We start from the raw sequence: 13,807 nt of genomic DNA on the forward strand, positions 1-13,807 counted from the left end.
CGATGAACTATATTTTTAATAAAGGTAAAGAAGACAAGCCGGTATTTTTACTGTTGCACGGTACAGGCGGAGATGAGAACAGCCTGCTTGCACTTGCAGAAATCATTGATCCGGAAGCATCGGTTTTAAGTGTACGCGGCAATATTTTAGAACACGGGATGCCACGGTTTTTCCGACGGTTAGCTGAAGGCGTTTTTGATATGGAAGACTTGGCTTTCCGTACGAAAGAACTGTATGAATTTATCGGCGAGAAAACAAGCGAATACGGTTTTGACCGTCAAAACATTATTGCGATCGGTTATTCAAACGGTGCAAATATCGCAGCAAATCTGTTATTTGAATATGAAAATGCATTAAAAGGTGCGGTTCTTCATCATCCAATGGTTCCGAATCACGAAGCAACTGTTGCGAAACAAGACGGCACACAAGTATTTATCGCAGCAGGAGTGAATGACCCGATTTGCCCTCAGCAAGAAGCAATTGATCTGGAGCGTTACTTAACGGATGCAGGAGCGAACGTGACATTGGAATGGGAATCGAACGGTCACCAGCTGACGATGAATGAAGTACAAAAAGCTAAAGCTTGGTATGAGCGCACGTTTTAATTGAAGAACGTTCATGCATAAGAGACCCTTTCCAGTTTCAGGAAAGGGTCTCTTCTCGTTAAGTGTTTTTCTTATTACATTTTTTATTATCTGCAAAGACAGCTATTAATGTTCCGGATAATACCGTCATCCATAAAATGAGGCTCATTTTCTCAACTCCAATCGTTTATTTCATTATTATATGTTTAATTATAGGGAAGGATTAGTTGAGTAGTCAGTTTAGCCAAGATGGAGGTTCTTAATAAGGAATAATGAAGCTAAACTTAGTTTTTTCTGCTAAACAAGTGATGAAGAGAGGGAGTTTTATCATTTCACATGGTCATTTCTTTTTCCGCCCCATTTTTTCTTTGCATAAACTTATTTGCGACCTATAATGAATACAACGATAGTAAAAAGCTTCTACATGAGGCAAACTAAACTCGTGTTAGGAGGAAATGACATGCAAATCCAATTTTTAGGTACCGGTGCAGGGATGCCTTCAAAAGAACGTAATACGAGTTCGATCGCATTCAAACTGTTGGAAGAACGGGGCTCTATTTGGCTGTTTGACTGCGGGGAAGCGACCCAGCACCAAATTTTGCATACAACGATAAAACCGCGCAGAATCGATAAAATCTTTATTACTCATTTACACGGCGACCATATTTTCGGGCTGCCGGGCTTTTTGAGTTCCCGATCCTTTTTAGGTGGGGAGGACGTGCTTACAATTTATGGGCCGGCTGGGTTACAACAATGGATTGAACAAACATTACAATTATCGAAAACCCATTTAACGTATCCGATTGAATTTGTCGAAGTAAAAGATGGAATCGTATTTGAAGATGAGAAGTTTTCGGTACGTGCACTGCCGCTTCAGCATGTTGTCCCATGTTTCGGCTACCGGATTGAACAAAAGCCGATGCAGGGTGAGCTGCTGATCGATAAGGCTTTGACGTTAGGTGTACCAAAAGGTCCGTTATTAGGTCAATTAAAAGCAGGTTATTCAGTACAATTGGAGGATGGGACTGTTGTCCAAAGCAGTGATGTGACGTCACCACCACAGCAAGGGTTCACTGTTGCAATTTTAGGGGATACAAAGTATTGCGAAAACAGTATCCGTTTAGCACAGAATGCGGATGTTGTCGTACATGAAGCAACCTTTGACCATTCCACAATTGAACTGGCGGGCAAGTATGGACATGCGACGAATACTGAAGCAGCCAAAATCGCGAAAGAGGCACAAGCGAGACATTTGCTGTTGAATCATATAAGTGCCCGATTTTTGAAGCATGATCTCATTCCATTTTTGGAGGAAGCTCAAGCGATTTTCGAAAACAGCTATTTAGCGAATGATTTCAGCCAATACGAGTGGCGGAAAAACGAATTGCTGGAAATGGAATAGATAAATTGAATCGAGGTGTGTAGTAAACGGGGTGAATGTTTACTATACGCCTCTTTACTTTTTTAAGAGAATTTTGTTCAAATACAGAAAGTTTCCGCTATAATGGAGAAAAGGGGGGATGAATGATGCAGCAACCGACAATTTCACCGAAAGTATTACGATTGCTAGTTATTTTTCCAAATGTCATGAGCTATATTCTGTTATTTGGGGTCGTTGTGTACATACGAACAAACTTGGACATGCTGAAGGCAACAGATGGCTTAACGATGTGGCTGATCATTGCCGCGGTATTAGGGCCGATTTCACTTTATACGACATTCAGTATTGTGAAGCGGATTAAGAATGGGCTATTGTAGAAAGTTCCGGTTCGCTTAAGGGGAAAATTAAATAATTCACATTCCGAAGTACTCAGTTATTTTTTAAACTGAGTGTTTTTTATTGATCAGTTTGATAAGTACTGTAAAAATTTTGAAACTAATGGCAATTTCAATCGTATATTAGTTATTATACAAGTTGGGACGGTGATGAGAGGTGATATTGGTTATATTGTCATGGGCTTTGCTATACGGGGTTACGATTTGGACGTATGTAAACCCTAAGGAAAGCTTGTTATGGGGACGAAGAGGATTATACAAAGAAGAACCTGAAATCACTGAACGTGCCATTCAAAATACTAAAAAGAAAGCCTTAATTACGATTATCATCCTTCCAATCATCGCTCTACTATTTTTTCTTTCCACTAAAATTTTATAAATTGTAATTTTAGACTGCGGAGGGAAGGCTCTTGAAAAAAATAATTCTCTTTAACTTATTATTTTGTATAGTTGTGGTTTTTGTTGCTTTCAATTATTTTAATAGTAAATCTCGAGGCGCGGTAGTATTCCATTATGTGGAGAACTACATGGAAACGAACTATGGGATTGAACGGGGAAATATCATTTTAGTAGAAAATAATTTCCGTAGAGGCATGGGGTTGTTTGAAATAGAAGTGAAAGATACCGTTACGGAAAACGACTACTTTTATGAAGTCGATATTCGAGATGACTATTCATTTCTATATAAGAGATCTTTCAGAGATACATCGCATAAATGATGATTTTGGAGCAGGCAGTTATAATCAGACATCATTAGCTTCAATTATGCTGAATTATTGGAGAAGTGCCGCTGCAGTTCATTATTTAGTAGAATGCTGCTACGGAGGCGACGTGATGAAGGTCTTTAGCAAATATGAAGAATGGCATGAAAACGGGAGACAGCAACCATTAACTGAATATTTTGGTGTGGAGGCGTTCTAAATCCAACGAGCGGGCGGAATTCAAAAAGACGAATTCTGCCTTTTTAGCTTAATTAATTGGTGTGTCCGTTTCACCAAATAAGTATGCTGTTTGTGCTAATATTATCAGTAAGTCTTTGCTTTAGGAGGTTCCCATGAATTTGATCGCGCAACATCCTTATTTTAAAGTAGAAAGAACCGTGACAGGTACTGAACAGTATGAAGTGGAACATAACCGAATCATTTATTTATACAATGATAAAGTCGTTACTCAGCATCGAGAATTTCCGATTAACATTGTGATGGATTTTTCTTACCGGGAAATTGCCAAACAAGGGGGGATTCTCTATTTGCATACGCTGCAAGGTGTATATACGTATACCGTGAAATCCTCACCCGAAGCTTTCATCAGTGCGTATAGAGATTATTTTAAATAAAGGTAGTATTTGAATAATTGGTTTTTAGGGGTTAATAACCTATATTAAACAGTAAATCGGTAAGCAAAAGGGTATGCATATATTTAATGGAGGAATTAAAAATGAAAAATATTTGGCAAGAGGAAAACGACTATTATAAATTAGAGCTGTTAACAGATGAAATGGTAAAAAAAGCAGAAGAATTATTAAAAATAAAGCTGCCTAATTCCTACATAAATATTTTGAAACAACAAAATGGAGGTTATATAAAATTTAATGCATACCCAACTAATATACCAACATCATGGGCTGAAGATCATGTTAATGTTGATTACATACTTGGGATTGGATTGGGAATGGATAAAGGGATATTACAAAGTGAGTATTTGATTCAAGAATGGGAACTACCTGAGAATGTTGTATTGATTTCCGGAGACGGCCACTCATGGATAGCTCTCGATTATAGAAATAAAAAGGCGGAACCTCCTGTGATTTTTATTGATACTGACGAAGAAAAAATTATTGATCTTGCTCCTAATTTTGAAGTGTTTTTAAATGGTCTAACGGAATGGGATTAATACAAACTTAATTTCACACCAAGAACAGAAAAGGTTTGATATATTCAGGAGTGTATTACTTTAATCGGACGAGATTCTTAAACAAGAATTAGCGTCCTTTTTCATTTTAGCGCCCGCATTATGTAGGAAAAATGTTATGAACGCAATGGTTTTAATAGAGGACAAAGTAGCGGTTTAACAAAATTCTATTGACTATGCATATTCCCTAACTAACAATAGCCTTTATGCAGAAGCTGAATCGTAAGACTAAAAGGTGGAACGAAACGTGAAAAGAGTGGAAAGAAGACAGCAACAAAAATTAACCGGGCGGATATGGCGAAAGGTTAAAGATAAAAAAATAATAATGAAAGTTATAGTAGTGGGTTCAGTATTTTTATTATGCTGTTTACTCATATTTAATATTTTTATTTGGACAAGCGATGTCAGTAAATTAGAAGAACCTACGCCACAGCCAACGATTATCTATGATCAAAATGGAGAGGCAGCCAGTAAAGTTACAGGTTCCAAAATAGATGGAGTCAATATAGAACAGATTCCGGAACATCTTATTCAAGCTGTAATTGCAACGGAAGACCAGAAGTTTTACAAGCATAATGGAATTAATATTATAGGAATTGTACGTGCAATGACACAAAACACGATGAGCGGAGAAATTGTGGCGGGAGGAAGTACGATTACACAGCAGTTGGCTAAAAACGTCTTTCTAACACAGGAACGTACATATACGAGAAAGTTAAAAGAACTTATTTTAACGAAAAAAATTGAACGAACATACGATAAAGACGAAATTATGGAACGCTACTTAAATCAGATTTATTTTGGTGAAGGAGCCTGGGGCGTGCAGCGGGCTTCCCAAACGTATTTCGGCAAAGATGTCAGTGAATTAACATTAAGTGAGTCGGCTATGCTTGCGGGGTTGATTAAAGCGCCATCTCTTTTGTCACCAATAAAAGATTTGAATAAATCCGTTCAACGGAGAGACCTTGTTCTAGCATTGATGGAAAAGGAAGGTTACATTACTCAAAACGAGGCGAAAAAAGCAAAAGAACAACCGATTGTATTAGAGGCCAAAAAGATTGATGAGTATAAAGGGAAATATCCTTATTATGTCGACCATATTATTGAGGAAGCGATCGAACAATACGGGCTTACAGAAAATGAGGTTCTTTCGGGTGGACTTCATATTTATACAGAACTGAATCCTGCAATACAAAATACGGTTGAACAGGTATATAAGGATAATGAAATGTTTCCGGAAGGGCAATCTGACCAGCTGATCCAAAGTGGAGCAATCTTTATCAATCCATCAACTGGAGGAATCAGTGCACTTGTTGGCGGAAGGGGAGACCATACTTTTAGAGGGTTTAATCGCGCTACTCAATTAAAACGTCAACCTGCATCCACTATGAAACCATTGGCGGCATATACTCCTGCTCTGGAACAAGGCTATGAAATCTATGATAAATTATCAGATTCACCGATTAATATTGACGGGTATCAACCAATGAACTACGACAAACGATTCCACGGGGAAGTAACGATGTATGAAGCATTGGTGAATTCATACAACATCCCACCGGTATCGTTATTAAATAAAATGGGATTGAAATACGGTATAAATGCGGTAGAGCGTTTTGGTATTCAACTAAAAGAAGAGGATCATAATTTAGGTTTAGTACTTGGTGGTTTAAGTGAAGGGGTATCTCCTTTACAAATGGCTCAGGCGTTTTCCGTATTTCCTAATGATGGTATAATGGTAGAAGCACACGCTATACAAAAAATTGAAGATGCAGATGGCGAGGTCATTGCCAAGTGGCATCATAATGAGACGAACGTTACGAAGCCCTTGGTCGCCCAGGAAATTACTTATATGCTTAAAGGTGCTGTTGAAGAAGGTTCAGCAAAAAATGCTCAAGTAGATGGATGGGAAGTAGCAGGTAAAACGGGAACGTCAGAGCTTCCTTTTGCGAATTTTGGTGGCGCAAAGGATCACTGGTTTGTTGGATATACGCCGGAAATAGTTGGAGCAATTTGGATGGGCTATGATCAAACAGATGAAAATCATTATTTGTTAGGAACTGGCGGAACTACTGTCACAAAGGTTTTCAAGGAAATTTTGACTGAATCTATTACAGAGTTTAACCAAAAAGAATTTGCCTTACCTCTATTAGGCAAACAGCTAAAAGAACAGGCGAAGAAAGAGGAAGAACAGAGGAAGAAAGAAAAAGAGATAGAGAAGAAGGAGAATGATAAAGCGAGAAAAGAGAAGGAGAAAGAGAAAAAGGAGAAGAAGAAAGAGAAAGAGAAAAAGAAAGAGAAAGAGAAAAAGAAAGAGAAAGAAAAAGAGAAGAAAGAGAAAGAAAAAGAGAAGAAAGAGAAAGAAAAAGAGAAGAAAGAGATGGGAAAAGAGAACAAAAGGGAGGAAAAAGAGTAATTTGAAATAATTAATTATTCATTTAGCAGAAGAGAGGGGTACCTTCCCAGCTTTATTGAAAAAAGTAAATTAAAGTGAAGAAGCCCGTGAAAAAATCTCACAGGCTTTACTAATAAATTTATTATGAATTTGGGTTCCGCTTATCGAAATTCGCACCATTATCATGCTTAAATGCTTGGTCTTTAGTAGGGAGGAACTCTTTTGCAATCTCTTCTTGGTTTTTCGGTTGTGATTTCATTGAAGCAAAAGCATTGGACATTCGATTTGTTTGATTGTTTGTAGGAAGGAATTCTTTCGCAATTTCTTCCTGGCTTTTCGGTTGTGATTTCATTGAAGCAAAAGCATTGGACATTCGGTTAGTTTGATCATTTGCAGGGAAGAAATCTTTAGCAATTTCTTCAATTTTGGATTTGGCATCGGTTGAAAGTATGGGTGAAAATTCTTTTGCGATCTCGTAAAGAGTACCTAGCTTAGATTGATCATTACTTGCCTGTTTGCTTTCGTTATTTTTCTTATTTGACAATGTCATCATCTCCTCGTTCCTTAATATGAGAGATGTTGAATGAAATTATATCAAGAAATGATTGACAAAATTTTTGTTTTTTAAAAAGGTGAAATTCATGAATAGAATTAAAAATAAAATTTATCATCGGGCGCTACTTTCATAAGGATCTGCGCTCGTATCCATATACGGATATTTTCCTGCTTTAATTATAATAATTTATGCAGGGAATTATATTAAAAATTATATCACGGATTAATTTTCGTGAGATATGAGTAGTGAAAAGTAAAGCTCGGATCATTACGACCCTTTGCTGACTTTTATTGCGAATCAATTTTTAACTTATTCCATATAGAACCCCAATTTTTACTTTGTACTCGATTTGAATAGATAGGATGTAATTTGGAATCTTGATTAAATGGAGGCGTAGGTCTAACTAGTCCTTCAAATAAATCATTTAAGCCATAAGGAGCTAAGATTTCTATTTGATTGTTATTTAAACGAACGGCTACTGCAGTAGGAGTTTCAGGGAAATGAGCAACACTTTCAAATGATGATGAATAGGGAGAAAGTTTGTTTTTAACATGCATTCTGGCTTGATTTTTTACGGACCAGGGCAGATGAGGCATACTTTTTTGCAACTTGGATTCTAAAGCTTTTTCAGACTCTATTGAACTATGAAACTCATCAAAATATATTACATCAATATCATTTATTTCTGTTTGTACATTATGTAAGTAATCCAGACTTTATTTCGAATAACACCGGCTGCGACCCAGCAATCATTTAATTGTAATTCTTGCACGGTTTTTAAAATCGACATCATAAGTTGCTCTGATTTTATAATGTTCGTTAACTCTAATTCGTAATCCAAAAGTAATCATCTCCTTTTTTACTGCTATTATATCCTTTGTATTTTGAACATGCTATTCCTCATAAAAGATTATACTAACGTAATGGTTATAATGTTTTGCCTTAGAGAAGCACTGGAAGTCAGATTGATTTCATTATGGGAGATTCTTAACAAGTTTTCAGTTTAACTGGTAAAGTATGTATATGGAGGGGAGATTAATGGGTAATATTTTCATCATACTAATGATCTTTTTAATCATTATCGCAAATGTTAGTGGGTTTATAGTCTTCAAAAAAGAGAAAAATCTGTACTCAGCAGCATTTTTAATATTATTACTGGCAGGTGTATTTGGCGGACTTGGAATTGCATTAACCTTATTTATTAATGATGCCTTTGCTATATTCTACGGGTTAAATCTTGCCGGCTATCTACTAATAAATAGCCTTATTGTATTCCTTATTGCCATTTTAGTTACTATAATCAAAAAATTGAACAGTATTTTCTAAATTCGAACTTAAAGTAATTACTGTTTTTTATAAAGGCAATCTTCATAAGATGAAGATTGCCTCAAATTGTTTATTTATAGAGAATATTTCACTCTTATGCAACAGTATCGTCGCTAGTGCGTTTATTCCCTTTATAGATAAAATATAGGGAGATAAACATAAAGAGTAAGGCAAATGTTCTTTTAACGTCTAATTCTATGACTAAACTATTGAACCATCCAAAATGATCAATAATTACTCCGACTACAAGTTGACCAGTGATTCCAGCAATACTGGTTGCGATCACTCCAATTCGTGGTACTGCTATAACTGTCAAAAGTAAATACATCGTACCTAAAAACGCTGCACTTAATTGCCATTTTGGCGCATCTAAAATTCCCAGCAGATTTCCGTTGCCAAAAAATAAAATAAATATGGTCAAAAACATTGTCCCAGTAAGAAAGGTTAAAAATGTTGTTTCAATTGTTCCAGCTTTTCGACTAAATGTACCATTGATAGATGATTGTGCGCTTAATGTGATACCGCCAATCAGCGTGAATAGAATCATAAATAATCCCATGGCCATACCTCCTAATTTATTAATATAAGTGCAATGATCATTGAAATAACTGCATATATTTTTTCTTTATTAATCTTATTTTTCTTACTACCTAACCAACCGAAGTGTTCAATCGTCATACTCATCACTAATTGCCCGATGATGACCGCAACCATTGTTATGCCAACACCGACGAATGGGACACTTACAACAATGGAAGTTAAATAAACAACACCTAAGAGCCCTCCAAGTAATGTCCACTTAGGTGCCTCCAAAGTATAGGAAATCCTGCCTTTGCCAAAAAAGAGCCACAATAGCCCCATGATGATTGAGCCCATAAAGAAGTTATAAAAGCTTGTTTCTATTTGTCCGATTGTTTTTCCTAGTTCAGCATAGATCGCGCCTTCAAAGCTAAGTGCTGCTCCAGCTAAAAAAGCAAATATATAAAATATAAAGCGCATAGATGAAATCCTCTTTTCGGTATAATTGTATATCTAGAAAAATCGATATAAGTATTGATAAAAAAACAGAAATCCCATTAGATATCTGTTTTAAAGTATTCAGCCAACTGTTGAATAAAGTCTTCATTACGTCTGTAGTAAGTCCATTGTCCATGGCGAATCGACTCAAGTAAACCAGCTTTTTGCATCATATTTAAGTAGCTCGAAACCGTAGATTGAGAAATTTTGGCCTTTTCCTGAATATCCCCAACACATACTCCACCCTTGTAACTTACCTCCTTAGGTAGGTGAGCGCCTTGTTTTGGGAAATGTTTCTCGGGTTCCTTTAACCACTCTAGAATATTGAGTCTTGTTTCATTAGATAATGCTTTGAATACATCAATAGGTTCCATGCGTGTAATTATATATCTAGAATTCTCGATATGTCAAGGTGAGATATTGAAGTATTTCCCAGGAAAAGTAACCCACCAGTTAAACTAGTGGGTGCTTTTTTATTCCCCGCGTGCCAGTTCTCTTGAGCGGTTTTCTGCACTTCGGACACAGTTCACAATCGCTTCGTTAAAGGACATCGATTCAAGGGCTTTGATTCCAGCTTCTGTCGTTCCACCTGGACTCGTTACTTTTCTACGCAATATTGAAGGTTCAACGTTTCCGGATTTCAGCATTTCAGCTGAACCGGCTATTGTCTGTACCATCAGTTCCCGCACGACTTCCTTTGATAGCCCAAACTCAGCGCCGGCCTGTTCAAATGCTTCAACCAAATAGTATAAATAGGCAGGGCCGCTTCCGGCAAGCGCTGTAACTGCATGAAGCTTTTCTTCCTCAACTTCAATGACTATGCCGATCGCTTCAAGCATTTGAATATAAAGTGCACGCTGCACTTCTGTTACATGCTGATTGAATGCAATACCGGATGCAGACATGCCGATTGTTGCAGAAGTGTTTGGCATCACACGAGCTATCGAACGGCTGCCGAGATACTGTTCAATAGTTTCAATGGTTACACCAGCGAGCACCGATATAATAGCCGTATCCGCACCTAGATGTGATGCGATAATTTCCATTGCAGCGCGGGCATCTTTCGGTTTCATTGCCAAAATGACGAGATCCGCATCCTGCAATTGTGTATGGTCCTCCAACAGGTTGACATCGTAGCTTTCGACCAATTCTTTTAGTCGTTCTTTATTGGACCGATTGGATATGAACAGGGCATGCGGGTTGATGACATTCTTTTTAATCCATCCGTGAATGAGCGCTTCTGCCATCGAACCTGCGCCGATAAATATAACTTTTTGCATAGTGTATCCCTCCGATTTTTAAATCCGATTCCTTTAAACATTTGTAAAAGAAATATAAAAAAGCACTTCCATCCCTACAATCAGTAAGGACGAAAATGCATTGATTTCCGCGGTACCACCTTTATTCACACATAATGTGTGCAGCTTCAGCCTTTTTATCGCAAAGGGTACGGTTATGTTGTCATAACGGCTCAAAAGGAGGTTCAATTATTTCAGCGGGTTATGCCGATTTCAGCAAAGACGGCACTCTCTACAACCTTAAAATAATTTACTTGGCTTTATCATTGCCTGTAAATTTTGAATTATCCAAAATTATAGTGCTGTATTGAAAAACTGTCAACCTTTGACGTGACGAATAAAGGAAAAAGAGTTAAAATAAATGAATAGTCATTCATTACGAGCGAATCAATTACGCTTCGGCGTAATTGCGTCCAGATTTTTTTGAGTTTAGGCCAACAGTACGTGGGTCAGTCAGCCGTTGTCGCAGGATGCGGCGTTTTTAGGCTGACTTCCTCATTAAATTCAATTTAAAATCTGTGACATCTGCCAGAGGCTTATCTTTATTCAGCTGGCTTTTGGACCAGCAGCTGGGTTAAACAAAACAAACAGCTATCATCTACTTGAAGGGGTGAGTGATTGCTGAATTAAGATAAAGGGGATTAAAATATGGAAGTACATAAAATTGTTATACCTACACCATATGCGGTGGGGGATGTAAATGCTTTTCTAGTAAAGGGAGACGCACTGACATTATTTGACGCAGGGCCGAAAACAGAAGAAGCGTATGAAGCGATTAAATGGGGTTTGCGCGCTGCAGGTTATGATATGAAAGACGTGGAACAAGTTGTGCTGACACATCATCATCCGGATCATGCCGGTTGGATCGATGCATTTCCAGGGGCGGAAGTGTTAGGGCATCAATATGTTGATTACTGGATGAAAAAAGAGCCGGAATTTCTGCAGTATCATGAGCGATTTTTCAAAAAGCTCCTAATTGAGCAGGGCGTACCGGAAAAATATGTAGACCGTATTTTACATGTTAAAGGCGAAATTGAACTATTCGGTACAATTCCGTTGACTGGCTATTTAAAAGAGGGCGATGAAGTGCCAGGTCATCCCGGTTTGAAAGTATATGAAACACCCGGACATGCGCAAAGCCATCTTATTTTTGTTGAAGAGGATACCCGCGAATGTATCGGCGGGGATTTACTGCTGGAACGTACATCATCGAATCCATTAGTTGAGCCACCGCTTGATTTATCGATGGAGCGACCTAAATCATTGCTGCAATATAATGAATCACTTAAACGCCTGAAAAATTTAGAAATATCGAAATTGTATACAGGTCATGGCGGAGAACTGACAAATATCGAACCGCTCATTGATGAACGGTTGGAAAAACAAAGACAACGCGCATTAAAAGTTTACGGCATGCTTAATACACCGCAAACTAACTTTGAAATGACAACTCAATTATTCGAACGAATTTACCAACAGCAGCTTGGGCTGACACTATCGGAAACATTAGGGCAGTTTGACTACTTGGTTGATCAAGGTATGGTCGAGATCGAGGAGCGGGATGGGATTCATTTTTATAAAAAAAGTGACATTTCCCGTCAGGCTACAAAAAAAGAGAATAAATCTTTAAATAATACAGGTTACTAATAGCAAATCATTGATTAGATATTTAGCTGATTACTTCAAAGCAGTAAATAACTTGAATTCACATATGTCACCATCCTTAGAATGTTAATTGAACACTTTACTTAAACCTCCTAAACTATTAGGGGGTTTTTTGTATAGAATTGGACTAATAAAAGGAATTGAATAATAATTGTTCATTCGCATTTTCAACCTTTACTGACACACACCATTTATTAATAAGCTCATGCCTTCCGACCCAATCTGCATCATTACTCTCTTGCCTTATATATGTCTTTCAAAATCCGAAAAGGGGACAAACGGTGCTGAATAATAATTTTCATTGCCTTGATTATTAAGAGCTCTAAAGAAAAATCCACCTGGTTGCGTTTTAACGCAACAATATATATTTTTTTAAATTATTTAAAAGATATAAGATCTTATTGAGGGGACTTTTGTGGTTACATGTGGAGAGACCTTAAGTGGTTCGTTCCAGAAGGAATTGGAACCGGCCCATGGATGGGAATAATTTGGCCGTGGAAATAAGAGGGCATGATTTGCTAAGGATGTTGTTTGAAATCTATTTTGAGATAATAATACAAGAGCAGACTAAATTACTTTGGTAATTAAAAAAGCTCAGTAAGATTTATTTAAAAATCGTTTACTGAGCTGTATTTTATTAAAACGAAACCTTATTCTTCAGACGTTGCATCACTATTTTCAGTATCGTCTTCGATATCATCAGGGAATACAATTGTATCCGTTTTTTCTCCCGTTTTTTCGTCAATGATATTGACGGTTGTTTTAAGTTCATCACTGGATTTGCCATCAAATGCGCTGTAAATCATGGAGACATATGCTAATCCGAATAGTCCAAATGAATCGAAACTATTTTCAAAGCTTTCACTATTCACTGTTACATCAAATTCTGTAAAGTCCTTGTTATATGAAATTTCTTTGAACGATTCGTAGTCCTCGCCATTGACTAAATCATCAACCGAACTAATTACACCCTTCTCCATTTCTTTCATCATTTTTTTATGTGCAGATTTGCTCATTTTGTAATAAACAGTACCGTCTTCATTTACTTTAACTTCTTTAACACCTTTTTCTTTAGCAGCAGCCTCGATTTCTTCTGGCGTTTCATCTTCAAAAAAATCAGCAGGTAATGTTAATTCCACATCAAGTAAGCCTTTGTCTACTTCGATACTTTGTTCCTGATCCGATTGCTTCTTGTCGTTTTCTGCGCCACAAGCCGTTAAAAATAATAGCGCTGTACTTATAATAAATAATGATTTTTTCATCCTATATACTCCTTCGT

The 13,807-nt window shown here is 37.2% G+C and carries 18 protein-coding genes and 1 other annotated feature; of the genes, 10 read left to right on the plus strand and 8 right to left on the minus strand.

The window, feature by feature from the left end; translation table 11 throughout:
• The first annotated feature begins 2 nt into the window (after nt 1–2).
• The 8 genes from B5473_RS14675 (at nt 3) to B5473_RS14715 (ending at nt 6,687) form a co-directional block, all read left to right on the plus strand.
• Nucleotides 3–605, plus strand: a complete 603-nt coding sequence (locus B5473_RS14675; protein ID WP_079526441.1) for an alpha/beta hydrolase — start codon at nt 3–5, stop codon at nt 603–605.
• 439 nt (nt 606–1,044) lie between these two features.
• Nucleotides 1,045–1,986: a ribonuclease Z gene (gene rnz, locus B5473_RS14680; protein WP_079526443.1), complete on the plus strand. Its 942-nt coding sequence runs from the start codon at nt 1,045–1,047 to the stop codon at nt 1,984–1,986.
• Between the two features lie 125 nt (nt 1,987–2,111).
• Nucleotides 2,112–2,342: an acyl-phosphate glycerol 3-phosphate acyltransferase gene (locus B5473_RS14685; RefSeq protein ID WP_079526444.1), complete on the plus strand. Its 231-nt coding sequence runs from the start codon at nt 2,112–2,114 to the stop codon at nt 2,340–2,342.
• 545 nt (nt 2,343–2,887) lie between these two features.
• Nucleotides 2,888–3,079, plus strand: a complete 192-nt coding sequence (locus B5473_RS20945) for a hypothetical protein (RefSeq protein WP_254865331.1) — start codon at nt 2,888–2,890, stop codon at nt 3,077–3,079.
• Nucleotides 3,080–3,125: 46 nt separating this feature from the next.
• Complete coding sequence (locus B5473_RS14700) at nt 3,126–3,281, plus strand: hypothetical protein (RefSeq protein ID WP_254865332.1); 156 nt, start codon at nt 3,126–3,128, stop codon at nt 3,279–3,281.
• A 133-nt stretch (nt 3,282–3,414) separates the two neighbouring features.
• Complete coding sequence (locus B5473_RS14705; RefSeq protein ID WP_079526448.1) at nt 3,415–3,696, plus strand: hypothetical protein; 282 nt, start codon at nt 3,415–3,417, stop codon at nt 3,694–3,696.
• Nucleotides 3,697–3,797: 101 nt separating this feature from the next.
• Entirely contained in the window at nt 3,798–4,253 is a 456-nt protein-coding gene (locus B5473_RS14710; protein WP_079526450.1) for an SMI1/KNR4 family protein, read from the plus strand.
• Between the two features lie 343 nt (nt 4,254–4,596).
• Entirely contained in the window at nt 4,597–6,687 is a 2,091-nt protein-coding gene (locus B5473_RS14715; protein WP_254865333.1) for a transglycosylase domain-containing protein, read from the plus strand.
• Nucleotides 6,688–6,808: 121 nt separating this feature from the next.
• On the opposite strand, the gene B5473_RS14720 is transcribed toward B5473_RS14715, so the two are convergent.
• The 3 genes from B5473_RS14720 to B5473_RS20955 all read right to left on the minus strand — a co-directional run bounded on the left by B5473_RS14720 (nt 6,809) and on the right by B5473_RS20955 (nt 8,063).
• Nucleotides 6,809–7,216, minus strand: coding sequence for a cohesin (locus B5473_RS14720; protein ID WP_079528743.1), 408 nt, complete (start codon nt 7,214–7,216; stop codon nt 6,809–6,811).
• A 293-nt stretch (nt 7,217–7,509) separates the two neighbouring features.
• A complete protein-coding gene (locus tag B5473_RS20950; RefSeq protein WP_368483390.1) occupies nt 7,510–7,935 on the minus strand; it encodes a nucleotidyltransferase family protein in 426 nt (141 codons plus the stop codon).
• Nucleotides 7,902–8,063: a nucleotidyltransferase family protein gene (locus tag B5473_RS20955; protein WP_254865334.1), complete on the minus strand. Its 162-nt coding sequence runs from the start codon at nt 8,061–8,063 to the stop codon at nt 7,902–7,904. Before B5473_RS20955 ends, B5473_RS20950 begins: the two co-directional genes overlap by 34 nt.
• A 221-nt stretch (nt 8,064–8,284) precedes the next feature.
• Here B5473_RS20955 and B5473_RS14730 point away from each other — a divergent pair, with 221 nt between their 5' ends.
• Nucleotides 8,285–8,548: a 3-isopropylmalate dehydrogenase gene (locus B5473_RS14730; protein WP_254865335.1), complete on the plus strand. Its 264-nt coding sequence runs from the start codon at nt 8,285–8,287 to the stop codon at nt 8,546–8,548.
• A 94-nt stretch (nt 8,549–8,642) separates the two neighbouring features.
• Here the strand turns inward: B5473_RS14730 and B5473_RS14735 are convergent, their stop codons facing one another.
• The 4 genes from B5473_RS14735 to proC all read right to left on the minus strand — a co-directional run bounded on the left by B5473_RS14735 (nt 8,643) and on the right by proC (nt 10,845).
• Nucleotides 8,643–9,107: a DMT family transporter gene (locus tag B5473_RS14735; protein WP_079526456.1), complete on the minus strand. Its 465-nt coding sequence runs from the start codon at nt 9,105–9,107 to the stop codon at nt 8,643–8,645.
• Nucleotides 9,108–9,118: 11 nt separating this feature from the next.
• The gene (locus tag B5473_RS14740) at nt 9,119–9,547 is read right to left on the minus strand and encodes a DMT family transporter (protein WP_079526458.1); all 429 of its coding nucleotides are present in this window, start codon (nt 9,545–9,547) and stop codon (nt 9,119–9,121) included.
• A 77-nt stretch (nt 9,548–9,624) separates the two neighbouring features.
• Entirely contained in the window at nt 9,625–9,939 is a 315-nt protein-coding gene (locus tag B5473_RS14745) for an ArsR/SmtB family transcription factor (protein WP_079526460.1), read from the minus strand.
• Between the two features lie 99 nt (nt 9,940–10,038).
• Complete coding sequence (gene proC / locus B5473_RS14750; protein WP_079526462.1) at nt 10,039–10,845, minus strand: pyrroline-5-carboxylate reductase; 807 nt, start codon at nt 10,843–10,845, stop codon at nt 10,039–10,041.
• Nucleotides 10,846–10,927: 82 nt separating this feature from the next.
• Nucleotides 10,928–11,139 (minus strand) — a binding site (T-box leader).
• A gap of 372 nt (nt 11,140–11,511) precedes the next feature.
• On the opposite strand from proC, the gene B5473_RS14755 reads away from it, so the two are divergent.
• Entirely contained in the window at nt 11,512–12,510 is a 999-nt protein-coding gene (locus tag B5473_RS14755; RefSeq protein ID WP_079526464.1) for an MBL fold metallo-hydrolase, read from the plus strand.
• Nucleotides 12,511–13,178: 668 nt separating this feature from the next.
• Here B5473_RS14755 and B5473_RS14760 read toward each other — a convergent pair.
• Nucleotides 13,179–13,790 (minus strand): hypothetical protein, encoded by a 612-nt coding sequence (locus tag B5473_RS14760; RefSeq protein WP_079526466.1) that lies wholly within the window; start codon nt 13,788–13,790, stop codon nt 13,179–13,181.
• Nucleotides 13,791–13,807 lie beyond the last annotated feature (17 nt).

The organism is Solibacillus isronensis (genome assembly GCF_900168685.1).
GTDB lineage: Bacteria > Bacillota > Bacilli > Bacillales_A > Planococcaceae > Solibacillus > Solibacillus isronensis_A.